The 24,785-nt window shown below is 72.6% G+C and carries 18 protein-coding genes and 1 other RNA gene; 14 read left to right on the plus strand and 5 right to left on the minus strand.

What is annotated here, in order from left to right; all coding sequences use genetic code 11:
- Positions 1–35: 35 nt before the first annotated feature.
- Entirely contained in the window at positions 36–1,376 is a 1,341-nt protein-coding gene (locus BLW78_RS17450) for a lipopolysaccharide biosynthesis protein (protein WP_091681092.1), read from the plus strand.
- Positions 1,373–2,512, plus strand: a complete 1,140-nt coding sequence (locus BLW78_RS17455) for a GNAT family N-acetyltransferase (protein ID WP_091681094.1) — start codon at positions 1,373–1,375, stop codon at positions 2,510–2,512. Before BLW78_RS17450 ends, BLW78_RS17455 begins: the two co-directional genes overlap by 4 nt.
- Positions 2,513–2,818: 306 nt before the next feature.
- Here the strand turns inward: BLW78_RS17455 and BLW78_RS17460 are convergent, their stop codons facing one another.
- Complete coding sequence (locus BLW78_RS17460; protein WP_020094113.1) at positions 2,819–3,103, minus strand: hypothetical protein; 285 nt, start codon at positions 3,101–3,103, stop codon at positions 2,819–2,821.
- A gap of 169 nt (positions 3,104–3,272) precedes the next feature.
- Between BLW78_RS17460 and BLW78_RS17465 the strand changes: the two genes are divergently transcribed.
- Positions 3,273–3,527: a hypothetical protein gene (locus BLW78_RS17465; RefSeq protein ID WP_026605077.1), complete on the plus strand. Its 255-nt coding sequence runs from the start codon at positions 3,273–3,275 to the stop codon at positions 3,525–3,527.
- Between the two features lie 10 nt (positions 3,528–3,537).
- Here BLW78_RS17465 and BLW78_RS17470 read toward each other — a convergent pair whose 3' ends face one another.
- From BLW78_RS17470 to BLW78_RS17480, 3 genes are all read right to left on the minus strand, one after another.
- Positions 3,538–5,835 (minus strand): PAS domain-containing sensor histidine kinase, encoded by a 2,298-nt coding sequence (locus tag BLW78_RS17470; RefSeq protein WP_020094115.1) that lies wholly within the window; start codon positions 5,833–5,835, stop codon positions 3,538–3,540.
- Between the two features lie 253 nt (positions 5,836–6,088).
- Entirely contained in the window at positions 6,089–8,713 is a 2,625-nt protein-coding gene (pepN, locus tag BLW78_RS17475; protein WP_091681095.1) for an aminopeptidase N, read from the minus strand.
- Positions 8,714–8,818: 105 nt separating this feature from the next.
- On the minus strand, positions 8,819–9,946 hold the full coding sequence (locus tag BLW78_RS17480; RefSeq protein ID WP_244526973.1) for an acyltransferase family protein: 1,128 nt from the start codon (positions 9,944–9,946) through the stop codon (positions 8,819–8,821).
- Positions 9,947–10,365: 419 nt separating this feature from the next.
- On the opposite strand from BLW78_RS17480, the gene BLW78_RS17485 reads away from it, so the two are divergent.
- The 9 genes from BLW78_RS17485 (at position 10,366) to murD (ending at position 20,731) form a co-directional block, all read left to right on the plus strand.
- The gene (locus BLW78_RS17485) at positions 10,366–10,806 is read left to right on the plus strand and encodes a VOC family protein (RefSeq protein ID WP_056534063.1); all 441 of its coding nucleotides are present in this window, start codon (positions 10,366–10,368) and stop codon (positions 10,804–10,806) included.
- 51 nt (positions 10,807–10,857) lie between these two features.
- Positions 10,858–11,256, plus strand: an RNA gene (gene rnpB, locus BLW78_RS17490) — RNase P RNA component class A.
- Positions 11,257–11,683: 427 nt separating this feature from the next.
- A complete protein-coding gene (gene rsmH, locus BLW78_RS17495; RefSeq protein ID WP_091681098.1) occupies positions 11,684–12,748 on the plus strand; it encodes a 16S rRNA (cytosine(1402)-N(4))-methyltransferase RsmH in 1,065 nt (354 codons plus the stop codon).
- Positions 12,745–13,158 (plus strand): cell division protein FtsL, encoded by a 414-nt coding sequence (locus tag BLW78_RS17500; protein ID WP_012319332.1) that lies wholly within the window; start codon positions 12,745–12,747, stop codon positions 13,156–13,158. Before rsmH ends, BLW78_RS17500 begins: the two co-directional genes overlap by 4 nt.
- 6 nt (positions 13,159–13,164) lie before the next feature.
- Complete coding sequence (locus BLW78_RS17505; protein ID WP_020094120.1) at positions 13,165–15,057, plus strand: peptidoglycan D,D-transpeptidase FtsI family protein; 1,893 nt, start codon at positions 13,165–13,167, stop codon at positions 15,055–15,057.
- Between the two features lie 24 nt (positions 15,058–15,081).
- The gene (locus tag BLW78_RS17510; RefSeq protein ID WP_091681099.1) at positions 15,082–16,539 is read left to right on the plus strand and encodes a UDP-N-acetylmuramoyl-L-alanyl-D-glutamate--2,6-diaminopimelate ligase; all 1,458 of its coding nucleotides are present in this window, start codon (positions 15,082–15,084) and stop codon (positions 16,537–16,539) included.
- Between the two features lie 19 nt (positions 16,540–16,558).
- Entirely contained in the window at positions 16,559–18,007 is a 1,449-nt protein-coding gene (locus BLW78_RS17515) for a UDP-N-acetylmuramoylalanyl-D-glutamyl-2,6-diaminopimelate--D-alanyl-D-alanine ligase (RefSeq protein ID WP_091681101.1), read from the plus strand.
- A gap of 68 nt (positions 18,008–18,075) precedes the next feature.
- On the plus strand, positions 18,076–19,161 hold the full coding sequence (mraY, locus tag BLW78_RS17520) for a phospho-N-acetylmuramoyl-pentapeptide-transferase (protein WP_020094123.1): 1,086 nt from the start codon (positions 18,076–18,078) through the stop codon (positions 19,159–19,161).
- Positions 19,162–19,366: 205 nt separating this feature from the next.
- Positions 19,367–20,731 (plus strand): UDP-N-acetylmuramoyl-L-alanine--D-glutamate ligase, encoded by a 1,365-nt coding sequence (murD, locus tag BLW78_RS17525; RefSeq protein WP_091681207.1) that lies wholly within the window; start codon positions 19,367–19,369, stop codon positions 20,729–20,731.
- A 12-nt stretch (positions 20,732–20,743) separates the two neighbouring features.
- Here murD and BLW78_RS17530 read toward each other — a convergent pair whose 3' ends face one another.
- Positions 20,744–22,219: a methyl-accepting chemotaxis protein gene (locus tag BLW78_RS17530; protein ID WP_020094125.1), complete on the minus strand. Its 1,476-nt coding sequence runs from the start codon at positions 22,217–22,219 to the stop codon at positions 20,744–20,746.
- Positions 22,220–22,504: 285 nt separating this feature from the next.
- Between BLW78_RS17530 and BLW78_RS17535 the strand changes: the two genes are divergently transcribed.
- Together BLW78_RS17535 and murG are read left to right on the plus strand one after the other, a co-directional pair.
- Entirely contained in the window at positions 22,505–23,671 is a 1,167-nt protein-coding gene (locus BLW78_RS17535; protein WP_020094126.1) for an FtsW/RodA/SpoVE family cell cycle protein, read from the plus strand.
- On the plus strand, positions 23,668–24,777 hold the full coding sequence (murG, locus tag BLW78_RS17540; RefSeq protein ID WP_091681102.1) for an undecaprenyldiphospho-muramoylpentapeptide beta-N-acetylglucosaminyltransferase: 1,110 nt from the start codon (positions 23,668–23,670) through the stop codon (positions 24,775–24,777). The genes BLW78_RS17535 and murG overlap by 4 nt, the downstream gene beginning before the upstream one ends.
- Positions 24,778–24,785 lie beyond the last annotated feature (8 nt).

Consider the following 24,785-nt stretch of genomic DNA (forward strand, 5'->3'; position numbering starts at 1 on the left):
CTCCCGCCGAATTCGGGACCGGCGCGGAGCGCGTAGTGTCAGCCACGGCCCTCCCTGTCCTCGCGCTCCGGCACCTCCGGGCGCTGCGCAGCGGCCCGCAGCGGGCGGCCCTGACGGTCTTCGCGATCCGCGTGGGGTCGGCCGGCTTCGCCTACGGCGCCCAGGTTCTCGCGGCGCGGCTGATGGGCTGGGACGCCTACGGGATCTTCGCGTCGGTCTGGGTCTGGACCGCGATGCTGGGCCACACCCTGACCCTCGGCCTCTCGCAGGGCGCCTGCCGGTTCGTGCCGGGTGATCAGGCGCAGGGCGACCTCGACCTCGCGCGCGGCTACATCCGGGCCGGCGCCCTCGTGACCGGCGGAGCGGCGCTCGCCGTCGCCTGCCTCGGCGCGGCGCTGCTCGTGCTCGAGCCGGGCCTGTTCGCCCCCGCCTACTGGGCACCGATCCTGGTCGCGCTCTGCGTGATGCCGCTCTTCGCGCTCCAAGACTACCTCGAGGGTGTGGCGCGCAGCCAGAACTGGGTCGGGCTCGCCATCGCGCCGCCCTACCTGCTGCGCCAGACCCTGATGATGGCCTGCATGGTCGCGGCGATCCTGCTCGGCGCGCCGCCCCGGGCCGAGGTCGCGATGGCCTGCATGCTGGTCGCCGCCGCGGTCGCGACCGCCCTGCAGGCCGCCCTCCTCGCCGCGCGGCTCCGGCGGGAGCTCCCGGCCGGGCCGCACCGCTACCGGTGGCGCACGTGGCTCGGCACGGGCCTGCCGATCGCCGCGATCGACCTCGCCAATGCCGGCTTCACCTTCGTCGACGTGATCGTGCTCGGCGCCCTGGTGAGCCCGGCCGAGGTCGGGATCTACTTCGCGGCGACCCGCATCCAGCAATTCGTGGTGTTCGTGCACTACGCGGTCAGCGCGGCGACGCTCCAGCGCTACAGCGCCGCCCAGGCGCAGGCCAACCGCTTCCTCCTCGCCGAGCTGGTCCGGCGCCAGGGCCGCCTGACGGCGGCCGCGACGCTCGTGGTCGGCGGCGCGATCCTGGCCGTCAGCCCCCTGCTGCTGGCCATGTTCGGGCCGGGTCTCGGCGACAGCGTGCCGATCCTGTGCATCCTGATCGCCGGCAGCGTCGGGGCGAGCCTGTTCGGCCCGGGCGAGGATCTGCTGACCATGCTGGGCGGGGAGCGGCTCTGCGCCGGCATCACGGCGGGGAGTCTCCTCGCCGCCGCCGGCCTGTGCCTCGCCCTGGTCCCGGCGCTCGGGACGCTCGGCGCGGCCGTGGCGGTCGCGGTGGCGAGCGTGGGCCGGGCCGCCCTGCTGGCGCGCGCCGCGGGGCGGATCCACGGGCTGCCGACCCCGGTCTGGGCCGCCGGAGCGGTCCGATGATCGCCGCGAGCCCCCTGCGCGCGCCGTCCGGAGCCATCGTCACCCTCGGCGACGCGCCGGAGCCGGAGGCCTGGGACGCGCTGGTCGCGGCGGGCGCCGCGGCGCACCCGCACTTCTCCCGGCACGTCATCGAGGCCCATCGGACCGCCGGGCTGCTGCCGGTGGCCCTCCGCTACGTCACGGTCCGCGCGGGCGACCGTCTCGTCGGGCTGCTCCCGTACCGTGGGGCCCGGGACCTGACGGGCCTCGGCGGCCGGGTCCTGCGGCCCTTCCTCTCGCCTTACGTGACCGCCACGTCCCCCCTGGTCGCCGACGGTCCGGACCGGGCCGCGCACGCGCTGGCCCTGGTGGCCGGCCTCGAGGCCGCCTCCGGCGGATGCCCCTGGCGCTGGCCGCTGCTGCCGACCGGGGAGGGCGCCGTGCCGGAGATGCTCGCGGCGATGCGCGCGCGCGGCTGGGCCATCGGCACGGTGGCGGGCTTCGACCGCCCGGTCATGGACCGGCGCGCCGACCACGCGGCGTTCCTCGCCGACCATCCCGGTCGGGCGCGCTTCAAGGACCTGCGCCGCCGGGCGCGCCGCCTGTCGGAGACCGGAACCGTCGCCCACGCGTGCGCCACGGGCGGATCGGACCTCGCCCGCCTCGTCACGGCCTTCCTCGACCTGGAGCGCGCCGGCTGGAAGGGGCAGGCCGGCACCGCCATGGCCTGCCGGCCCGAGGGCGCCGCGCTGGCCAGGGCGCTGTTCACCGCGGCTCCGGGCCCGGTCGCCGTCCGGGCCGACGCGCTGACCCTCGACGGCCGGCCTGTCGCCGTCAGCCTCGCCCTGGTCAGCGGCGGCACCGCGACCCTGCTGAAGACCGCCTACGACGAGGATCTGCGCGGCCACGCCCCGGGCCTGCTGCTCGAGGCCGAGATCGTGCGGGCCTGCCACGAGACCGGCTTCGCCGACCGGCTCGACTCGGCGACGCTGGAAGGATCGGCGCTGGAAGGTCTCTACCGCGACCGGGTTCCGGTCGCCGAGATCATCGCGGTCCCGCCCGGTCGACAGGTGATCTCGCTGGAGCGGCGCCTCCGGCTCGCCCGGTTCGAGCGGGACGCGCGCGCGGCCGCGAAGCGGGCCCTGCGGCGGCGCTAGGGCCGGTTCAGCGCGTTCCGCACGCGGCGCTGGTCCCCTCTCCCGTGCGGGAGAGGGACAGGGTGAGGGATCGGGTCTGTCCGAACGAAGCGCAGTCTGGCCGAGGGGCAATGGCGCGCTCGACCGAGAGGCCTCTTGTCCCTCACCCCAACCCTCTCCCGCACGGGAGAGGGGGCGATGGCGCGGCTGTCGCGTTCGGAGCCGCCGCCCTATCAAACCGTTCCGGAGCGATCGGGACAGGTTCTCGCGCCTCACCCCATCCTCTCGCGGCGGGTCCACGGCGCCCTGAAGCCGCGGTGCGGCCCGCTACCGGCCCCGGTACAGACCGTCGCCCTGCACCCGATCGTAGACGCCGTGCCCGGTCCGGGCACGATAGGCGCGGCCGGCGATCGCGCCGGGGGTCGGCGGCGTGCCGGGCTGCGCGAAGCTCGTCTCGGGCCGGTAGGCCGGCCCCCAGCCGATCTCCTCGTCGCCCGCGGGATCCTTGCCTGGGAAACCCGTGACGTAGCCCGTGCTCTGCGCGAGCGCGGGCCCGGCGGCGAGCCCGAGCAGGAGCGCCAGCGTGCAGCGGTACGTTGTCCTGGATCGCATCGGCCGTATCCTCCGGTCCGGTCCGCCGGGCGGACCACCTGCGGGGCAAACCCGGATCCGGAACGGAGGGTTTTCCGGCGTGTACTCATGCCGCGGGCGAGACGGCGGGCAGGCTGTTGGGAATTCCGGCCGGCCGCGGGGGCGGGCGATGATCGCGGAGGCGGGCGTCATGGACGACTGGAAGGCGGGGCTCCGGGCGGAAATGCGGGCCATCGACATCGCCACGGGCGAGGCGGCCTCGGCGCAGCTGCCGGACCTGCTGCGACGCCTGAGCCGGCATCAGGCCGGTCTCGGCGGCAACCCGGTCCTGTCGCTGTACCGGCGCTGGCGCATCCGGCGCCTGGCACGCGCCGTCGCGGACGCGCGCTGGCACGCGGAACAGGGCCGCCTCGCACGCCGCGGCGGGCTCGACCCGCGTCCGTGAACGGTCCCGCTCAGGCGGCGGAACGGCCCGCCCGCGGCGCCTCGCGCCTGACAATCGTGGAATCGGCCGTCGCGGAAGGGGCCGAGCCGGCCGGAACGCCGGCCTCCGGGCGCTCGGCCGGCGTGGCCGGCAGGCGGACGAGCACGATGGTGCCCACCGTCTCCTCGGAGCGGATCCGGAGCGAGCCGCCGTGGAGCTCGACCATCGAGCGGGTGATGGCGAGGCCCAGGCCCGAACCCTTGTGGCACCGGGTCATCTGCCGCTCGACCTGCGTGAAGGGCCGGCCGAGGCGGGCGAGGTCGGAAGTCGGGATGCCGATGCCGTTGTCCTCGATATAGAGGTGGGTGCACGCGCCGGCGCGGCGGCCCCGGACGGCGACGCGGCCGCCGGCGGGCGTGAACTTCACGGCGTTCTGCACGAGGTTGGCGAGGATCTGCCGGATCGCCTGCGGATCGGCCAGCAGCTCGAGGCCGGGCACGACGTCGACGCTGACGGTGATCGCCTTCTCGCGGGCGGCCGCCTCGACGGGCGCGAGGGCAGCGCTGATCGCGGTCTCGGCGGAGATCGCCCTGGGGCTCAGGCGCACGCGCCGGGCCTCCAGCCGGGCCATGTCGAGGATGTCGTCGATCATGGACAGCAGGTGCGAACCGCTCTCGCGGATGTCGCGGCAATACTCGGTGTAGCGCGGGGTGCCGAGCGGCCCGAGAACCGCGTTCTCCATCACGTCGGCGAAGCCGATGATGGCGTTGAGCGGCGTGCGCAGCTCGTGGCTCATATTGGCCAGGAACTCGGCCTTGGCCTGGTTGGCCGCCTCGGCGGCCGCCTTCTGGTCGAGGTAGCGCTCGGCGAGGTCCGCGAGCTGCTGGGTCTGGAGTTCGAGGGTGCGGCGGGACCGTTTGAGGTCCTTGACGGTCTCGATCAGCTCGCGCTCGGAGGCGAGGAGCTGCTCCTGGTTGCGCTTCAGGCTGGTGATGTCGGTCCCGACCGACACGTAGCCCCCGTCCTTCGTGCGCCGCTCGCTGATCTGCAGCCAGCGGCCGTCGGCGAGTTCCGCCTCGAAGGTGCGGGCGGCCATGTCGGTCAGCGCCATCCCGGCCTCGGGCGATTCCCGCCGGACCTGGGGCAGCACGCCGCGGCCCATCACGTCCGTGTAGCTCCGGCCCGCCTGCGCATCCTCGGGGCTCAGGGCGTGGAGGTGGCGGAATTTCGAGTTGCACAGGACCAGGCGGTTGCCGGTATCCCAGAGCACGAAGGCTTCCGAGATCGCCTCGACGGCGTCGCGCAGGCGCATGTCGGCCGCGGCGTTGGTCTCCTCCAGGGCCCGCTGCTCGCTGATGTCGTTGGCGATGCCGACGAGGTGGCGGCCGCCGTCGGCGGCGTCCGCCACGACCTCGGCGCGGGCGCGCAGCCAGACGTAGGCCCCGTCGGCGCCGCGCATGCGGAAGGCGTGATCGATATGCGTCTGGTTGGCCGCGAGCCCCCGGGCGAGGCTGTACAGGTCGCCGTCGTCGGGATGGACCAGGCCGTTGACGTCCCCGAACGAGAGGTACTCGTGCTGCCGCCTGTAGCCGAGCAGCGTGTACATCGAATCGGACCAGTAGATCCGGCCGCGCGCGATGTCCCAGTCCCACAACCCGCAGGCGCCCCGGCGCAGGGCGGTCTCCAGGCGGCCGCGGATCTGCTCGCGGGCACGGTCGGCGCGGGCGGCCTGGCGGGTCTGCAGGCCGTAGGCCAGTCCGACTCCGACGATCACGATCGCTGCGGCGGCGATCAGGACGATCTGGTCGCGGGTCCGGGCGCTCCAGCCGCGCAGCAGCGGCTCGATGGGCTGGAGCACCGCCACCTGTCCCGCGCCGCCGGGCAGGCTGTGCACCGCGGCGAGCACGCTCTCGCCGCCGGGAAGCTCGAGGGCCATCGCGCCGGCGCGCTCGCCGAGGCCGGAGAGCGGCTCGCTCTCGCCGAGCACCGCCGAGAGGGTCGTGCGGTCGGCCGGCAGCGGCGGATGGGCGGCGACGATGCGGGTGTCGGGGCGGACCACCAGCAGGCGGCGGCCGGGATGCCGCTCGCTCTCGGGCATCAGGGCGCGCAGGTCCTCCGCCACGGTGCCGGCCGGATCCACCGCCCGCGCGGCCAGACGGGCGAAGCCTTCGACCTCGGCCTTCGCGCCCGCCAGGATCTCGGCACGCTGGCCCTGGATATGGAGGGTGGCGAGCCCGACGAGGCAGGCCAGGAACACCGCGAGCGTTCCCGGCACGGCGTAGCGCAGCCAGCGCTCGGCCTGGCCGAGCCGCGGATCCCGGCTCCGCATGGGCCACGAGATCGTGAGACTCGAATCCGCACGCGCGGAGAAGGAAGCGGAAGCCGCCTCCGGCATGGCCGAACCTCGCCCGTGGGAACTGTGATCCGGTGTGGGCACCCGGCCCCCGAAGGCCCCCCGAATCTGACTGAATACAATCACTTCGGGGGGCAGTTTGTCCACGGATTTTTTACCATAAGGGCTTGACGGAACCCAGGTGTTGCCCGGGAGCCCGAGAATCGATTTCTACCGCAGGTTCAGACGGTTAGCCGCCTCCGAGGGTGCGCGCGAGGATGTCGGCGGTGTCCCGGGAAAGCCCCGGGATCGCCTTGATCCCATTCAGCATTTCGACCGCTTTGGCGCCGCGTGATTTTTCCAGCCGGCGCCAGGATCCGAAGGCCGTGAGGAGCCGCGCGGCCACCTGTGGGTTGGTCGAATCGAGCGCCGCGACCGTCTCGGTCACGCGGGCGAATCCCGCCCCGTCGCGCCGGGCGAACTGGGTCGGGTTGCCGAACGCGAAGCTCCCGATCAGCGCCCGCACGCGGTTCGGGTTGGTCATGGTGAAGGCCGGGTGTTCCTGCAGCCGCGCGATCCGGTCGAGGGTGCCGGGCTCGGGGATCTGGGCCTGGAGGGCGAACCACTTGTCGAGGACCAGGGGCTCGTCGGCGTAGCGGGCCGCGAACTCCGCGAAGGCGGCCTCGCGGGTCTCCCCCGGGATCAGCGCCAGCGTGCCGAGGGCGGCGAGCCGGTCGGTCATGTTGGTGGCCTCGGCCAGCCGCGCGGCGGCGCGGGCGGCCCCCTCCCGGGGATCGCCGGCGGCGACCAGGTCGAGGGCCGCGTTGCGGAGCGACCGGCGCCCCGCCGAGGCGGCGTCGGGGCTGTAGGGCGCACCGGCGACCGGCGCGAGCGCCGCGTCGATCGATTCGAGCCGCGGCCGCAGGGCCTGGCCCAGACGCGCCCGCAGGTTGAATCGCGCCCGGTGGATCGCGTCGGGATCCACGTCGGCCGGCACCGCGTCGGCGGCCTCGCCCTCGCTCGGCAGCGCCAGGACCAGGGCCGCGAAGGCCGGGTCGGCCAGGGCTTCGTCTTCGAGGAACTGGCCGAGTGCCGCGGCGAACGCCTCCGTCCGATCGGCGTCTGGCTCGAGGATCAGCCGCAAAGCGACGTCCTGCGCGGCCTGCCAGCGGTTGAACGGGTCGCTGTCCTGCGCGAGGAGCCGCATCCGCTCCGCGTCGGTCAGGGCGAGGTCGAGCCGCACCGGGGCGGAGAAGTCGCGCAGGAGCGAGGGGACCGGCTCCTCGGCGACCGCGTCGAACACGATCTCGGCCTCGGGGCGGTCGAGCACGTAGACGCCGTCCCGCACGTCCGGGCAGGTCGCGCCCGCCAGCGGCCCGGACACCCCGACGAGACCGAGGGCCACGGGGATCACCAGGGGCGGCCCGTCGGACTCCGCGCCGCCGCCGGGCAGGCTCTGGGCGAACCGGAGGGTGTAGCGCGCGGCGGCCGGATCGTATGCGGCCGCGACGGCGAGGCGGGGCGTGCCGGGACGCTCGTACCAGCGGGCGAAGGCGCCGAGATCGCGCCCGGTCACCGCCGCGAAGGCCGCCAGGAAGTCCTCGACGGTGGCGGCGCGGCCGTCATTGTCGGCGTAGTACCGGTCCATGCCGGCCCGGAAGGCCTCGGGACCGATCAGCGTCCGCAGCATCCGGACGATCTCGGCGCCCTTGTCGTAGACGGTCGCCGTGTAGAAGTTGTTGATCTCCGCGTAGGCCCGCGGCCGCACCGGGTGCCGCAGCGGCCCGGCATCCTCGGGGAACTGGCGCGCCCGCAGGGAGCGCACCTCGGCGATGCGGTGCACCGGCCGGGAGCGCATGTCGGAGGAGAATTCCTGGTCTCGGAAGACCGTGAGACCCTCCTTCAGGCAGAGCTGGAACCAGTCCCGACACGTGACGCGGTTGCCGGACCAGTTGTGGAAGTACTCGTGCGCGATGATCGCCTCGATCGCCGCGTAGTCGCCGTCGGTCGCGGTCTCGGGACTCGCCAGGACGTATTTGTCGTTGAAGATGTTGAGGCCCTTGTTCTCCATGGCGCCCATGTTGAAGTCGGACACCGCGACGACGTTGAACACGTCGAGGTCGTAGGCGCGGCCGAAGGCGGTCTCGTCCCAGGCCATGGAGCGGATGACGGCGTCGAGGGCGTAGCCTGCCCGGTCCTCTTTGCCGGGCTCGACGTAGACCGCGCAGGTGACGGGGCGGCCCTCCATCGTGGTGAAGCGCGTCTCGACCTTCCCGAGCCGGCCGCCCACGAGGGCGAACAGGTAGGCGGGCTTCGGGTGGGGATCGTGCCAGATCGCGAAGTGGCGGTCCGGCCCGGCCGCGCCGGTCCCGACAGGATTGCCGTTGCCGAGCAGGACCGGCGCCTCGACCCGGTCGGCCTCGATGCGCGTGGTGTAGACCGAAAGCACGTCCGGCCGATCGAGGAAGTAGGTGATCCGGCGGAAGCCGTCCGCCTCGCACTGGGTGCAGTAGACGCCGTTCGACCGGTAGAGGCCCATCAGCTTGGTGTTGGCGGTCGGATCCACCTCCGTGACGAGACGCAGCGCGAAGGGCCGCTGCGGCGGATCGCGGAGGATCAGTCCGGACGGCGTCGCCGCGTAGGCGTCGGGCGCCAGCGGCGCGCCGTCGAGCGCGACCGAGACCAGCCGGAGATCGTCGCCGTCGAGGGTGAGCGGCGCCGCCGGCACGCCGGCCGGGTTCGGCCGCAGCGTCAGCGTCGCGTCGATGCGGGTCGCGTGCGGGTCGAGACGGATGTCGAGGTCGACGCGATCGATCAGGTAGTCGCTGGGCCGGTATTCCTCGAGGCGGATCAGCGGCGGCGTCTCGGTGCGCATTCGGCTCACTCCGGGTGCGGGGCGGGCCCGTTCTGGTCCCTCGGAGCGCGCGGCGCAACGATCGGAGCCGTCGAAACGGCCGGCGTGGCGCGGTCCTCGCCCGGCTCAGAGCCCGGGGGCGGGGCGGCCTTCCGCGCGGAGCGGGCGCTCGAGGCCGACCCTGTCGAGCGTGGCGGACAGGCGGGCGCGGACGAACGGCTCGGCCCAGCGCATCACGGCGTAGCTCAGCAGGAGCATGGCGCAGCACGCGGCCACGAGCGCCGCGTAGGGCGGAACCCCGCCGCCGACGAGGCGGTGGATCAGGGCGGCACCGTTGACGTTGTGCAGGACGTAGAGCGGGTAGGTCATCAGTCCGATCCGTCGGGCCAGCGCGCAGCCCCGCTCGCCGAGCCGCACGCGGAGCCACGCGTTGCCGCGCACGCTGGCCACGATCATCAGGACGCAGCCCGCGAAGACGAGGCGCGGGAGGAGCGGATCCTCGCTGCGGCCCATCTGGAACAGGAACGACCCGGCCGCGTCACCGATCTCGACGAGCGCCCCGACGGCGCAGACGGCGATCACGCAGAGCCGACCGGCCGTCGGCCCCTTGACGAGCGACAACCACAGGAAGACGCCGAGCGCGAAGAAGCAGCCGTGGCGCAGGAGCGTCAGCTCGGCCACGCGGTTCGCCGCCAGGGCGGGGAGGTTCGGCACAGCCAAGGTCGCGACCCAGAAGAGGGTGCTCACACCGCCGACCACGGCGCAGACCGGGCCGATGCTCCGGAATCGCCCGAGCCGCAGCAGCGCGAAGACGAGTGCGTAGAAGGCGATCTCCACGCCGAGGGTCCAGTAGACGCCGTCCAGCCACGGCTCGACCGGAACGAACAGGACGCAGTCGAGATAGGCCCGCAGCACGTGCCGACCGGACCCCATGCGGCCGATGGCGAGCGAGACCAGGGCGGTGAGCGTGGCGCAGATCCAGACCGCCGGCACGAGGCGCAGGATGCGGCTGCGCAGGAAGGCGCGCGCGGTCGCGTGCTCGGCCGAGTAGGCGATCACGAAGCCCGAGATGACGAAGAACAACTCGACCCCGATCCATCCGAACCACGTCCAGGCAAACAGGCCGGGGTAAGCTGCGGCGGAGTCGAAGGCGCGCCCGGCCGTCGAGAGCGGCGCCTGCCACGCGTAGGCGCCGAGATGAAAGACCATGACCAGCATTGCGGCTAGGAATCGTGCCGCATCGAGACCGATCATCTGTGCATCATGCCTGCCGCCCTCGGATCCCTGCGTCCTCATCACGGCCCCCGACGTTCGAAACCGCTCTCATCATCCCACCGAGTAAGACGAATCCGTCGCAGCCGGGCTACATCTTGCTGGGTAAGACGCGCCCATACTTTCGGCCGAAGGGTCTCTCCTCCGGCGGATCGGGAGTTCGCGGCGGGGCCGACGGGACGCAAGCGGCGCGAGGCCCGCCGCCGGGCCGACGATGCCGGGGGCTGCCGAAACGCCCGCCCGGTCGGCTCGACGGGGTCCGACCGCGCGAACGCCCGGGCCCGATTGTCCCGAGTCTGTATCGGACGGCCTTCTCAGCGCCGGACCGGCCGCTAGCTAGCGGGGCGAGTCAGCCGGAGCGGGCCGGTGGTCCGTCTTCGAAGAGAACAGGACAGGATCCGATGGAATTTCTGCACACCATGGTCCGGGTCGCCGACCTCGACCGGGCGCTCGCCTTCTACGTCGACACGTTCGGCCTGAAGGAGGTGCGCCGCGTCGAGAATGAGAAGGGCCGCTTCACCCTCGTCTTCCTCGCCGCGCCCGGCGATGTCGAGCGGGCCTCGGCGACCAAGTCGCCCCTGATCGAGCTCACCTACAACTGGGATCCGGAAACCTACTCGGGCGGGCGCAATTTCGGCCATCTCGCCTATCAGGTCGACGACATCTACGGCTTCTGCGCCAAGTTGCAGGAGAAGGGCGTCACCATCAACCGGCCGCCGCGCGACGGCTACATGGCCTTCGTGAAGTCGCCGGACGGCATCTCCATCGAGATCCTCCAGAAGGGCGGCGCCAAGGAGCCGCAGGAGCCGTGGAAGTCCATGGAGAACACCGGCACCTGGTAGCGGGCCCGCGCCCTTGACCCGGACGGCCCCGCGGGCGCATCTGCCCGTGGATCAGCCGGCCGGGCGGCCGCTCCGGACGCGCGAGCGTTCGGGGAGGAAAGTCCGGGCTCCATGGAGAGACGGTGCCGGATAACCTCCGGCGGGGGCGACCCCAGGGACAGTGCCACAGAGAGCAGACCGCCCCGGATCCGTCCGGGGTCAGGGTGAAAGGGTGCGGTAAGAGCGCACCGCGGACGCGGCAACGCGGACGGCACGGCAAACCCCACCGGGAGCAAGACCGAATAGGGGCGGCGCGCCCTTCGCGAGAAGGGCAGGCCGGCTCTCCAGGCCAGTCGCCCGGGTTGGTTGCTCGAGGCGATCGGCGACGATCGTCCCAGAGGAATGGCTGCCACGCCGGCGCGCGCGAGCGCTCCGGCCCTACAGAACCCGGCTTACAGGCCGGCTGATCCACTTCCCGATAAGACTTGCACCTGCAAGGCTTTATCGCCCCGCCGGCGTTCCCGCGCGGGCGGCCGGCGCGCCGAAGATTCCGCGGCGGTAAAAACCTTCGGTTAACCTTGCCGGGTTCAGATCGGTCCGCGCGGCAGTGCCAAGCTTGTGCGTTGACGATCCTCCGAGGCCCATGATACCCGGCATCCTCCCGTCAACGGCGTGTATCGGATCGCCGGGCGCACCCTGCCATCGCGCAGGTCCCGTCCGTGCGCGGCGTCTTGCGCGCTCCGCATCCGGTGCCGTTCCCGTCACGCGCGCCGCGCTCGCGCGGCCCGGCACAGGGCACCATGAGACGCACGAGCCGCATCCGCGCCCGGGTTTCCGGGACGCGCCGACAATCCGCCCATCCGCGCGCGCCACGGCGCGCCGGCGCGTCGAGGCGGCCATGAGCCGGCGCCGCTCCTCCCCCGAGAGTCCGCCCCGCCACGACGGCGCCGAGGCGCCGTCCGAGCCGCACGTCCCCGTCCTCCTCGCGGAAGTCGTCGACGCGCTCGGCACCGCGGGCGGGATCGCGGTCGACGGCACGTTCGGTGCCGGCGGCTACACCCGCGCGCTCCTCGCGGCGGATCCGGCCCTGCAGGTCGTCGCGATCGATCGTGACCCCACGGCCATCGCGGGCGGACAGGCGCTCGTCGCGGAGTCCGGCGGGCGCCTGCGCCTCCTCTCCGGCCGCTTCGGCGACCTCGACAGCCTCCTCGCGGAGGCCGGCATCGCGCAGGTCGACCGGGTCGTCCTCGATATCGGCGTCTCGTCGATGCAGCTCGACGCGCCGGAGCGGGGCTTCTCGTTCCGCAGCGACGGCCCCCTCGACATGCGCATGGCCTGCGACGGGCCGAGCGCCGCCGACCTCGTGAACGAGGCCGACGAGACCATTCTGGCCGACATCATCTACCATTTCGGCGAGGAGCGGCGCTCGCGCGCGGTCGCCCGGACCATCCTCGAGGCGCGGCGCCGCGGGCGGATCGAGACCACCGCGCAGCTGGCCGAACTCGTCGCCGGCGTGGTCCGGACCGAGCCCGGCAGCCACATCCACCCGGCGACGCGGACCTTCCAGGGCCTGCGGATCGCCGTGAACGACGAGCTCGGCGAGCTGGTCCGTGCCCTGCACGCGGCCGAGCGCGTGCTCAGGCCCGGCGGCCGGCTCGCCGTCGTGACGTTCCACTCGCTCGAGGACCGCATCGTCAAGCAGTTCTTCGCGGCGCGCAGCGGCCGCTCCGCGCAGGGCTCCCGCCACCTGCCCGGGGGCCCGGTCGAGACCGTCCGCAGCTTCCGTCCCGTCACGAAGGGCCCGGTCCTGCCGGGCGAGGCCGAGACCGCCCGCAACCCGCGCGCGCGCTCGGCCAAGCTCCGGGCCGCGGAGCGCACCGAATCCGACGTTCCCGAGCCGCTGGCCGCGCTGACCGCGCTGGCGAGCCTGCCCGACGCGGCCCGCGGAGGCCATCGCCGATGATCCGCCTCCTGAACCTGCTGGCGGTGGCCGGCCTCGTCGCCTCGGCGATCTACGCCTACTCGATCAAGTACGACACGCTCTACCAGGGCGGTCAGGTCTCGAAGCTCCAGACCGCGCTGCACAAGGAGCGGCAGGCGATCGCCGTGCTGCGCGCCGAGTGGCAGCTCCTGACGCGGCCCGACCGGCTCCAGGCGGCCGTCGACAAGCATCTCGCCCTGGAGCCGATCGGCACCAGCCACCTGGCGCGCCTCTCGGATCTGCCCGCCCGGCCGGAGCGCGGCGACGAGATCGGCCGTCTGCTCGCCGCCACGGCGACGCCCAAGGACAAGGGCGCGATCGAGCCGCGCACGACCGGCTCGATCACCCGCACCGTCACCACGACCCGCACCCCGACGACGGCTTCGAGGTAAACCCCCGTGTCCGATCACGCCGACGAGACCCTAGACCCGGCGGTCGAGCCCGCCGTGTCGGACCACGAGGCGGCGCTGCTCGAAGCCGCCGCGCTGGCGCATGCCGCCGGCGCGCCGCGCCCCCTGGAGGAGGAGGCGCGCGAGCCCGAGCCGCGCGCCGACCGCGCCAAGGCGCTCCTGCGCAGCATGTTCCGGCTGGCGATCGAGCGCTCGCACCTGCGGGTCGCGATGGTCGGGCTGGTCTTCGTCGGCGTGTTCGGGACGATCTCGGCCAAGCTCCTGATGATGGCGATCTTCGGGGAGCCGCCCAGCCAGGAGCACCGGGTCGCGGCCGCGTCCTCGACCGCCTTCCGGCCCGACATCATCGACCGCAACGGCGAGATCCTGGCCACCGACATCCGCACGGTCTCGGTCTTCGCCGAGCCGGGCAACATCTACGACAAGGACGAGGCGGTCGAGCTGCTCACCGCCGTCCTGCCGGAACTCAACGCCTCCGAGCTGCGCGCCAAGCTGACGCAACGCAAGGACAAGAAGGGCGCGGGCTTCGTCTGGGTGAAGCGCGAGCTGACCCCGAAACAGCAGGCCGAGGTCCACCGGCTCGGCATCCCCGGCATCGGCTTCCTGCCCGACCACAAGCGGGTCTACCCGAACGGCGTCGCGGCCGCCCACATCCTGGGCGCGACGAACCTCGACGGCATCGGCATCGCCGGTATGGAGAAGTACATCGACTCCACCGGGCTGCAGGCCCTCAACAGCTTCGGGCTGATCAACAAGCAGGCCGACCTGAAGCCGGTGCAGCTCTCGCTCGACCTGCGCGCGCAGTTCGCCGTGCGCGACGAGCTGGCCTGGGGCATCGACCACTTCAAGGCCAAGGCCGGCGCCTCGATGATCCTCGACGTGAAGACCGGCGAGGTCATCGCGCTCGTCTCCATGCCGGATTTCGACCCGAACGACCCCAAGGACGCGCTCTCGCCCGACCGCATCAACCGGATGAATGTCGGCGTCTACGAGATGGGCTCGACCTTCAAGGCGATGACCCTCGCCATGGCGCTCGATTCCGGCAAGTACAACGTCAACTCGACCTTCGACACCCGGGGCGGCGTGCTCAACTGGGGCCGGCAGAAGATCCACGAGTACCACGGCACGAACCGCGTCATCACCATGCCGGAGGTGTTCACCCACTCCTCCAACATCGGCTCCGCCAAGATGGCGCTCGGCGTCGGCGTGCCCGGCCACAAGGCCTTCCTGAAGAAGATGGGCCTGCTCGACCGGCTGCGCACCGAGCTGCCGGAGAGCGCGGCGCCGATCGTCCCGTCGCGCTGGACCGAGATCAACACCATCACCATCGCGTTCGGCCACGGCATCGCGGTGGCGCCGATCCAGGCCGCGGCCGCGGTGGCGGCCATCGCCAACGGCGGCGACCTGATGACGCCCACGTTCCTCAAGACGACACCGGAGGCGGCGCGGGCGCGGGCCACGCACGTCCTCTCGGGCCAGACCTCCGAGGCGATGCGCTACATCATGCGGCTCAACGCGGCCGAGGGCTCGGCCAAGAAGGCGGCGGTCCCGTACTATTTCGTCGGCGGCAAGACCGGCACCGCCGAGAAGGTCATCGGCGGCCGCTACATCCACAACCGCCTGTTCACGACCTTCATGGCGGCGGCGCCGATGAACGATCCGAAGTACCTGTTCGTGACGATCATGGACGAGCCGCAGGGCCTGCCGGAATCGGGCGGCTACGCCACGGCGGCCTGGAATTCCGGCGTGGTCACCGGCAAGGTGATCGAGCGCGTGGCGCCGATCCTCGGCCTTCCGCCGCAGTTCGAGCCGCCGGTGAGGCCGTTCCCGCAGATGGTCAAGCTCAACGCCTACCACGTCAACCAGCTGGGCGGCCCGTGAGATCGGATCGATGAGGGTGCAGCGATGAGCGCGCGGCTCGCCGACCTCTTCCCCGAGGCTGCTGGCCCCGCCGCGGACCTGACCGTCTCGGACCTCACGGCCGACAGCCGGCAGGTCGCGACCGGCACGGTGTTCGTCGCCGTTCCCGGCACGAAGGCCGACGGCCGACGTTTCGCCGCGCAGGCCGCGCAGCGCGGCGCCGCCGCGGTCGCCGGGGAGGGGGCCCGTCCCGCCGACCTGCCCGACGCGGTCGCCTGGATCCCGGTCGCCGACGCGCGCCGGTCGCTCGCCCTCGCGGCGGCCCGCCTCGCGGGCCCGCAGCCCGAGACCGTGGTGGCGGTCACCGGCACCGCCGGGAAGAGCTCGGTGGCCGACTTCGTCCGCCAGATCCTGGCGCGTCTCGGCCGCGACTCCGCGAGCCTCGGCACCGTCGGCATCGTCACCAACCGCGGCGCGCAGTACGGCTCCCTCACGACCCCGGACCCCGTGACGCTGCACCGGACGCTGGCGCAACTCGCAGCGGACGGCGTCACCGACCTCGCCATGGAAGCGTCCTCCCACGGGATCGAGCAGCGCCGGCTCGACGGCGTGCGCCTCGACGCGGCGGGCTTCACCAATCTCGGCCGGGACCATCTCGACTACCACGCGAGCATCGAGGAGTACCTCGCGGCCAAGCTACGCCTCTTCACGGACCTACTCCCGGCGGGCCGCCCGGCCATCGTCAACGCCGACGGCGCCTACGCCGAGCGCGTCATCGCCGCCGCCGAGGCCGCCGGCCGGCCGGTCCGCACGGTCGGGCGGGGCGGCCGGGACCTGCGGGTCGAGGCGGTCCGCACGGAGGGGTTCGCGCAGGTCGCCCGGATCCTGTTCGCGGGCCGGGCCCGGGAGCTGCGCCTGCCGCTCGTCGGCGAGTTCCAGGTCGAGAATGCCCTGGTGGCGGCCGGCCTCGCACTGGCTACCCCGGCGGGGGCGGCCGATCCCGACGGCGTCCTGGCGGCCCTCGACCACCTCACCGGCGTCCCCGGCCGCATGGAGCGGATCGGCGAGGCACGGGGCGGCCTCTGCCTCGTCGACTACGCCCACAAGCCCGAGGCCCTGGAGAGCGTGCTCGCCGCGCTCCGCCCCTTCGCGTCGGGCCGGCTGATTGCGGTGTTCGGCTGCGGCGGCGACCGCGACCGGGGCAAGCGGCCGCTGATGGGCGCCATCGCGCAGCGGCTCGCCGACGTCGTCATCGTCACGGACGACAACCCGCGCACCGAGGACGCGGCCGCCATCCGCCGGGCCATCCTGGACGCGGCGCCGGGCGCGGAGGAGATCGGCGACCGGTCGGAGGCGATTCACAGCGCCGTCGACCGGCTCGGGCCGGGCGACGTGCTGGTCGTGGCCGGCAAGGGTCATGAAACCGGCCAGATCGTGGGAGATCGCACGCTGCCGTTCTCGGACCACGCGGTCCTGCGCGCCGCGATCGCCGCGGCGGCCTGAGGACGACGGGGGACCGACGATGACCGCACTCTGGACGCGGGAGGAGCTGGAATCCGCGACGGGCGGCCGGTTGATCGGCGCCGGGCGCGCGATCGGCGGCGCCTCGATCGACACCCGCACGCTCCAGCCCGGCGACCTGTTCTTCGCGATCCGCGGCGACACCCGCGACGGCCACGACTTCGTCCCCGACGCCCTGGGGCGCGGCGCCGGCGCCGCCGTGGTGAGCGCCGCGCGCGCCGAGGCGCTCGCGGTCCACGGCCCCGTCCTGGCGGTGCCCGAGGGGGGCGCCGACCCGGTTCTCACCGCGATGGTGCGCCTCGGTGCCGCCGCCCGGGACCGGACGCGCGCGCAGGTCGTGGCGGTCACGGGCTCGGTCGGCAAGACCGGGACCAAGGAGGCCCTGCGCCACGTCCTGTCCGAGCAGGGCGAGACCCACGCCTCGGCGGCCTCCTACAACAACCACTGGGGCGTGCCCCTGACCCTGACGCGGATGCCGCGCTCCGCGCGCTACGGCGTGTTCGAGATCGGCATGAACCACGGCGCCGAGATCGTGCCGCTGACCGCGCAGGTCCGGCCGGACATCGCGCTGATCACCACGATCGCGCCCGCCCATATCGAGCATTTCGCCTCGCTGGCCGCGATCGCGGACGCGAAGGGCGAGATCTTCTCCGGGCTCCAGCCCGCCGGCGTCGCCATCCTGAACCGCGACGCCCCGCATTTCGACCGCCTGGCCGCCCACGCCCAGGCCTCCCGGGCGGGCCGGGTGGTGACCTTCGGCGAGCACGCGGATGCCGACGTCCGCGCCCTTAGGATCGTGCTGCGGCCCGACCTGTCGGTGATCGACGCGGTGGTGATGGGCCAGCCCGTCACTTACAAGCTCGGCACCGCCGGCCGGCACGCGGCGCTGAACTCGCTGGGCGTCATGGCGGTGGTCCACAGCCTCGGGGCCGACCTCGCCCGCGCGGCCCTGTCGCTCGGCGGGCTGACGCCGCCGGCGGGGCGCGGCGAGCGCACCGCCCTCGAGATCGGCGGCGGCACCGCCTACCTCGTGGACGAGAGCTACAACGCCAATCCCGTCGCCGTCCGCGCGGCGCTGGCGACCCTGGCGGGGATCGAGACCGGGCCCCGCGGCCGCCGGATCGCGGTGCTGGGCGACATGCTCGAGCTCGGCGCCGCCGCGCCCGACCTGCATCGCGGCCTGGCGGAGGCGATCGAGGCGGCCCGGGTCGACCTCGTCTTCACGGCCGGTCCGCTGATGCGCCACCTGTTCGAGGCCCTGCCGGTGAGCCGCCGCGGCGCGGTGGCCGACACCGCGGCCGACCTGCTCGAGCCGCTCGCCCGGACCCTGCGGTCCGGCGACGCCGTCATGGTGAAGGGATCGAACGGCAGCCGCATGGGCCGGATTGTCGAGGCGCTGAAAGCCCGCTACGCGGTCGATCCGACCCGGCGGACCCAGGCCGTCCCGTGACCGGCACGCCTGCGCGTGCGGCGCCGTCCCCCGAAACCTGAGCCTGAACAAGGGGGCCGAGCGCCCGGATGCTGTACCTTCTCTCGGACCTGAGCAGCAGCTTCACGCCGCTCAACGTGTTCCGCTACATCACCTTCCGCACCGGCGGCGCGCTGTTCACGGCGGGCCTGTTCGTGTTCTGGTTCGGGCCCTGGATCATCTCGCTGCTGCGGATCCGCCAGGGCAAGGGCCAGCCGATCCGCGAGGACGGGCCGCAGACCCATCTGCTGACCAAGCGCGGCACGCCGACCATGGGCGGCCTGATGATCCTGGCCGGCGCCGTCGTGGCGATCCTGCTCTGGGCCAACCCGCGCAACCACTACGTCTGGGTGACGCTGACCGTCACCCTCGGCTTCGGCGCGATCGGCTTCTACGACGACTACCTCAAGGTCACGAAGCAGTCCCACAAGGGTTTCTCGGGCAAGTTCCGCCTCGCCCTCGAGGCGTTGATCGCGATGGCGGCCTGCGTGACCATCGCGGTCTACTCGCCCGCCGCGCTGCAGAATCAGCTCGCCTTCCCGGTGTTCAAGGACGCGCTCCTGAACCTCGGCTGGTTCTACCCGCTGTTCGGCGCCTTCGTGATCGTCGGGGCGGGCAATTCCGTGAACATGACCGACGGCCTCGACGGCCTCGCGATCGTGCCGGTGATGATCGCCTGCGGCACGTTCGGCTTCATCGCCTACCTCGTCGGCAACTCGTTCACCGCCAGCTACCTGCAGGTGAACTACGTCCGCGACACGGGCGAGCTCGCCGTCGTCTGCGGCGCGGTCATCGGCGCCGGGCTCGGCTTCCTGTGGTTCAACGCGCCGCCGGCCCAGATCTTCATGGGCGATACCGGCTCCCTGGCGCTGGGCGGCCTGCTGGGCTCCATCGCGGTGGCGACGAAGCACGAGATCGTCCTGGCGATCGTCGGCGGCCTCTTCGTGCTGGAGATGATGTCGGTGATCATCCAGGTCGCGTCGTTCAAGCTCACGGGCAAGCGCGTGTTCCGCATGGCGCCGATCCACCACCATTTCGAGCAGAAGGGCTGGAAGGAGCCGCAGGTCGTGATCCGGTTCTGGATCATCGCGGTGATCCTGGCGATGGCCGGCCTGGCGACGCTGAAGCTGCGCTGAGAAATCGTGCTAGAGGGGCGACCTGAGAGGTCGATCCGATCCTCGCCCTCGTCCTGAGGCGCGGCCGCGGAGGGGAGCCTCGAAGGAGGCTTCCGGTCGGCCGCGCGATCCCGGGAGCCCGCCTTCGGGGTCGCCGATGCGGGGCGCCCGGGAGGAGGGCCCGGTTCGGGTCGGCCGGGTCCGGTCGCCGCATCCAGAGTTCCGCATGACACCCGTCACCGTCTTCCAGGACAAGACCGTCGCCCTGTTCGGGCTCGGCGGCTCGGGGCTCGCCACGGCGCTGGCGCTGAAGGCGGGTGGCGCGGCCGTGCAGGCCTGGGACGACAATGCCGACAGCCTCGCCCGCGCGCGGGAGGCCGGCATCGAGACGCGGGACCTGCGCGCGGCCGACTGGTCCGCGTTCGCCGCCTTCGTGCTTAGCCCGGGCGTGCCGCTGACCCATCCCGAGCCGCACTGGAGCGTCCGGCTCGCCCGGGATGCCGGCGTCGCGGTCATCGGCGACATCGAGCTATTCTGCCGGGAGCGGCGGGCGCAGGCGCCGGGGGCGCCGTTCGTGGCGATCACCGGGACCAACGGCAAGTCGACCACCACGGCGCTGATCGCCCACGTGCTCGCGCAGGGGGGCCGCGACGTGCAGATGGGCGGCAACATCGGCACCGCGATCCTGTCGCTGGAGCCGCCGGCCGCCGACCGCGTCCACGTGATCGAGATGTCGTCGTTCCAGATCGACCTGACGCCGAGCCTCGACCCGAGCGTCGGCGTGCTGATGAACATCACGCCGGACCATCTCGACCGGCACGGCACGATGGAGCAGTACGCGGCCATCAAGGAGCGTCTGATCCAGGGCGCCGGCCTCGCGGTGGTCGGCGTCGACGACGCCCCGAGCCGCGCCATCGCGGACCGCCGCGGCGCCGACCTCGTGCGTGTCCACGTGCCCCACGGCGACGTGCTGTGCGCCGACGCGCTGACGGTGCGCGACGGGATCGTCCGGGAGCCGGACGGGACGGCCCTCGCCGACGTCAACGGGATCGGCTCGCTCCGGGGGGCGCATAACTGGCAGAACGCCGCGGTGGCGGTGGCCGTCGCGCGGGCCCTCGACCTGTCGCCGGAGCAGATCCAGGCCGGCCTGACCTCGTTCCCGGGCCTGCCGCACCGGATGGAGGAAGTCGGGCGGCGCGGCCACGTGCTGTTCGTCAACGATTCCAAGGCGACGAACGCGGATTCTACCGAGAAGGCCCTCACCGCCTTCCGGGACATCCACTGGATCCTCGGCGGCAAGGCCAAGGAGGGCGGGATCTTCCCGCTGGTGCCGTATTTCGAGCGGGTCGCGCACGCCTACCTGATCGGCGCGGCGTCGGACGCCTTCGCGGCGACCCTGGAGGGCGCCGTGCCCTACACGCGCTGCGAGACCCTCGAGAACGCCGTCCCGAAGGCCGCCGAGAACGCCGCCGCCTCGGGCGCACCGGAGCCGGTGGTGCTCCTGTCGCCGGCCTGCGCGTCCTACGACCAGTTCCGGAACTTCGAGATCCGCGGCAACCGCTTCCGCGAGCTGGTGCAGGCGCTGCCCTGAGGCAGCGCCACTTCAGCGCGCCAGAACCTTGGCGGCGTCGCGGGTGGTGTCGACCGCATGCGAGACGTTGGCCACCGACTGGACGATCGCCCCGATGTTGCCGGTGATCTCCGTGACGGCCCCCGCGGCGCTCTGCATGCTCTCGGCCAGATCCCGGGTCACGGCACTCTGCTCCTCGATGGCGGCCGCGGTGGCCACCACGGTCTCGCGCATCACCGAGACCGAGGACCCGATCGAGCTGAGAGCCTGCACGACCTCCTGCGAGACGCGCTGCACGCTGGCGATCTCGCCGTTGATCTGACCGGTGGCGCGCGCCGCCTGGTCGGCCAGCGCCTTAACCTCGGAGGCGACGACCGCGAAGCCGCGGCCCGCCGCGCCCGCGCGGGCGGCCTCGATGGTGGCGTTCAGCGCCAGCAGGTTGATCTGGCCGGCGATGTCCTGGATCAGGCCGACGATGCCGGTCATGGCGGTGGCGGTCTCGGCCAGCCGCTTGGTGTGGCCGTCCGCGTCCTGAACGCAGGCATAGGCGGTGTCGGTGGCGCTCTGGGAGCGCACGATGCTCTGGGACATCTCCGCCACCGAGGCCGCCAGCTCCTCGGCGGCGGCCGCCACGGTCTGGACGTTCCCGGAGGTCGAGTCCGCCGCCGACGAGGCCAGCGAGGCCGCCGTGGTCGAGTGCGTCACCGCCTGCTCGATCTCGCCGAAGTTCTGATCGATCAGGGTCCGCAGGTTGGCGAACAGCCGGACCTGGTCGCTGATGTCGGTGGCGAATTTCACCACCTTGTAGGGCCGGCCGGCGGCGTCGAGGATCGGGTTGTAGGAGGCCTGGATCCAGACTTCGCGCCCGTCCTTGCCGATCCGCCGGAACTGGGCCGCCTGATAGGTGCCGTTCCGCAGGGCCGCCCAGAAGGCCCGGTAGGCCTCGCTCTCCCGGTAGGCGGGCTCCACGAACAGGCTGTGATGCTGCCCGAGCACCTCGGCGCGGCTGTAGCCCATCGCGGCGAGGAAATTGTCGTTCACCGCGATCACCGTGCCGTCGAGGTCGAAGGCGATGACCGCCTGCACCTTATCGATCGCGGCGATCTGCCCGGCGCGGTCGGCCTCCTCGGTGCGCTGCTGCGTGATGTCGGTGGCGAACTTCACCACCTTGTAGGGCCGGCCGCGGACGTCGAGCATCGGGTTGTAGGAGGCCTGGATCCAGATCGACCGGCCGCCCCGGCCGACCCGCTGGAACTGGCCCGACTCGAAGGTGCCGGAGCGCAGGCGTTCCCAGAAGGCCCGGTAGTCCGGCGCGTCCCGCTGGGCCGGCTCCATGAACATGCTGTGGTGCTGGCCGACGATCTCCGGCAGCGTGTACCCGACGACGTCGAGGAAATTCCGGTTCGCCGACAGGATCCGCCCCGCCAGGTCGAACTCGATCACGCCCTGAACCCGGTCGAGGGCCGCGAGCTTGGCATGCGCTTCACGGACGTTCAGGGCAGAGAACATGGCGCGTCGGCTTCCGCTGGGCGGATCGGGCGCGGCGCACCGCGACCCGCCGGGTCGATACATCCGAAAGTTGCAATGGGAAGATTAACATAGAGTGTCTTTTTACTAGTATTGCGCCGTCCTAATACAGCATCCCAGGGGCCGCCGGCTGCGTGGCCGGCGCGTTCTGACGTGCCCCGACGCGCCCCGACCCGTCGGTCATAAGGCTCCGTTTACCATTCCTGCCGAGGATCCCGGCCGACCCGCGCGGATCGGCATCCGCGCGGCCTGGAGTCGTTGCCCGGCATGATGTCACGCGCGGAACGCACCCCCCTGACGGACTGGTGGTGGACGGTGGACCGCGGCCTGCTCGCGGCGCTGTTCGCGCTGATGGTCGCGGGCCTCGTCTTCCTGATGGGCGGCGGCCCGCCCGTGGCCGAGCGGATCGGCCTGCCGACCTTCTACTTCCTCAACCGGCAGGCGATGTACCTCGCGCCGACCATCCTGCTGATCTGCGCGGTCTCGTTCCTGTCGCTGCGCGGCATCCGGCGGCTCGCGCTCGTCACGTGGATCCTGGGCGTCATCCTGTGCCTGCTCGCCGGCAAGTTCGGGCCCGAGATCAAGGGCGCGCATCGCTGGATCCAGTTCGGCTCCTTCGGCCTGCAGCCCTCGGAGTTCGTGAAGCCGGCCTTCGTGGTCGTCGCCGCCTGGGCCTTCTCGGAGGGCGCCCAGCGCCGCGACATGCCGGGCGGCATCCTGGCGCTGCTGCTCCTGCCGATCACCATCGTGCCGCTGCTGCTCCAGCCCGATTTCGGCCAGACCATGCTGATTACCATGGTGTGGTGCGCGCTGTTCTTCGTGGCCGGCCTCCACCTGATCTGGGTGGCCGTCCTCGGCGTGCTGGGCCTCGGAGGTGTGTTCGCTGCCTACCTGTTCTTCCACCACGTCCGCGAGCGCTTCAACAAGTTCCTCGACCGGGATTCCGGCGGCGGCTTCCAGGATTTCTGGTCGCGCGAATCGTTCCGCTCGGGCGGCTGGTTCGGCACCGGGCCGGGGGAGGGCGTGGCCAAGCGCCACCTGCCGGACGCGCATACCGACTTCATCTTCTCGGTCACCGGCGAGGAGTTCGGCGTGATCGTCTGCCTCTGCCTCGTGGCGCTGTTCGCCTTCATCGTCCTGCGCGGCCTCAAGCTCGCGCGGCGCACCGACGACACCTTCTCGCGGCTGGCGATCACCGGCCTGACCACGCTGTTCGGCCTGCAGGCCTGCATCAACATGGCGGTGAACACCCAACTGATGCCCGCCAAGGGCATGACGCTGCCGTTCGTCTCCTACGGCGGCTCCTCGCTGATCTCGCTGGCGCTCGGCACCGGCTTCCTCGTCGCCCTGACCCGCAAGCGGCCCCGCACCGTGATGCTCAGCCAGAAGCCCCCCGGCACCGCGCCCGCCACCGTCGCCGGGGTGATGCGGTGACCGTCTTCACGCCCACGATCCTGCTCTGTGCGGGCGGCACCGGCGGCCACCTGTTCCCGGCCGAGAGCCTCGCCCACGCCCTGCGGGCCCGCGGCATCCGGGTGGCGCTCGCCACCGACGCCCGGGTCGATGCCATCGCGTCCGAGTTCCCGGCCTCCGAGGTGGTGACCATCGCCTCGGCGACGCCGTCCGGCCGCTCGCCGCTGAAGCGGGCCGGCGCCGTGCTGACCCTCGGCCGGGGCTTCGGCGTGGCCGCGAAGGAGATCCGCCGGATCAACCCGGCCGCCATCGTGGGCTTCGGCGGCTACCCGACCGTGCCGCCGGTGCTCGCCGGCCAGATCCTGCGCGTGCCGACGATCCTGCACGAGCAGAACGCCGTGATGGGCCGGGCCAACGCCTTCCTGGCGCGGGGCGCCCGCACCATCGCCACCGGCTTCAAGGTCGTGCGCGGCGTGCCCGACAAGGCCAAGGCCCCGCGGATCCACACCGGCAATCCGCTCCGCCCGGCGGTGATCGAGGCGGCCAAGGTCCCGTATCCCGCTTTCGGCGAGGGCGACGCCCTGCGGCTCCTGGTGTTCGGCGGCAGCCAGGGCGCGCGCGTGATGGGCGAGGTCGTGCCGGAGGCGATCGCCCGCCTGCCCGACGCGCTGCGCGCCCGCCTGCACCTCGTCCAGCAGGTCCGCCCCGAGGACCTGACGGCCGTTCAGAATCGCTATCTCGCCATGGGCCTCGCCGGGATCGAGGCGGCGCCGTTCTTCAAGGACCTGCCCGCCCGCATGGCCGCGAGCCACCTCGTGGTCTCGCGCTCGGGTGCTTCCACGGTCTCGGAACTCGCGGCGATCGGCCGCCCGTCGATCCTCGTGCCGCTGCCGGGCTCCCTCGACCAGGACCAGGCCGCCAACGCCGCGACCCTCGACGCGATCGGCGCGGCGCTGGCGGTGAAGCAGCCGGATTTCACGCCCGAACGGCTCGCCGCGGAGCTGACCGCCTGCTTCGAGACGCCGGCAAAATTGACCGCGGCGGCCGATGCGGCCAGAAGCGCGGGCATCCACGACGCCGCCGAGCGGCTGGCCGAGGTCGTCGTCGAGACGGCCGCCCGCACCTGATTCCTTGA

It is taken from the genome of Methylobacterium sp. 275MFSha3.1 (assembly GCF_900108435.1).
GTDB lineage: Bacteria > Pseudomonadota > Alphaproteobacteria > Rhizobiales > Beijerinckiaceae > Methylobacterium.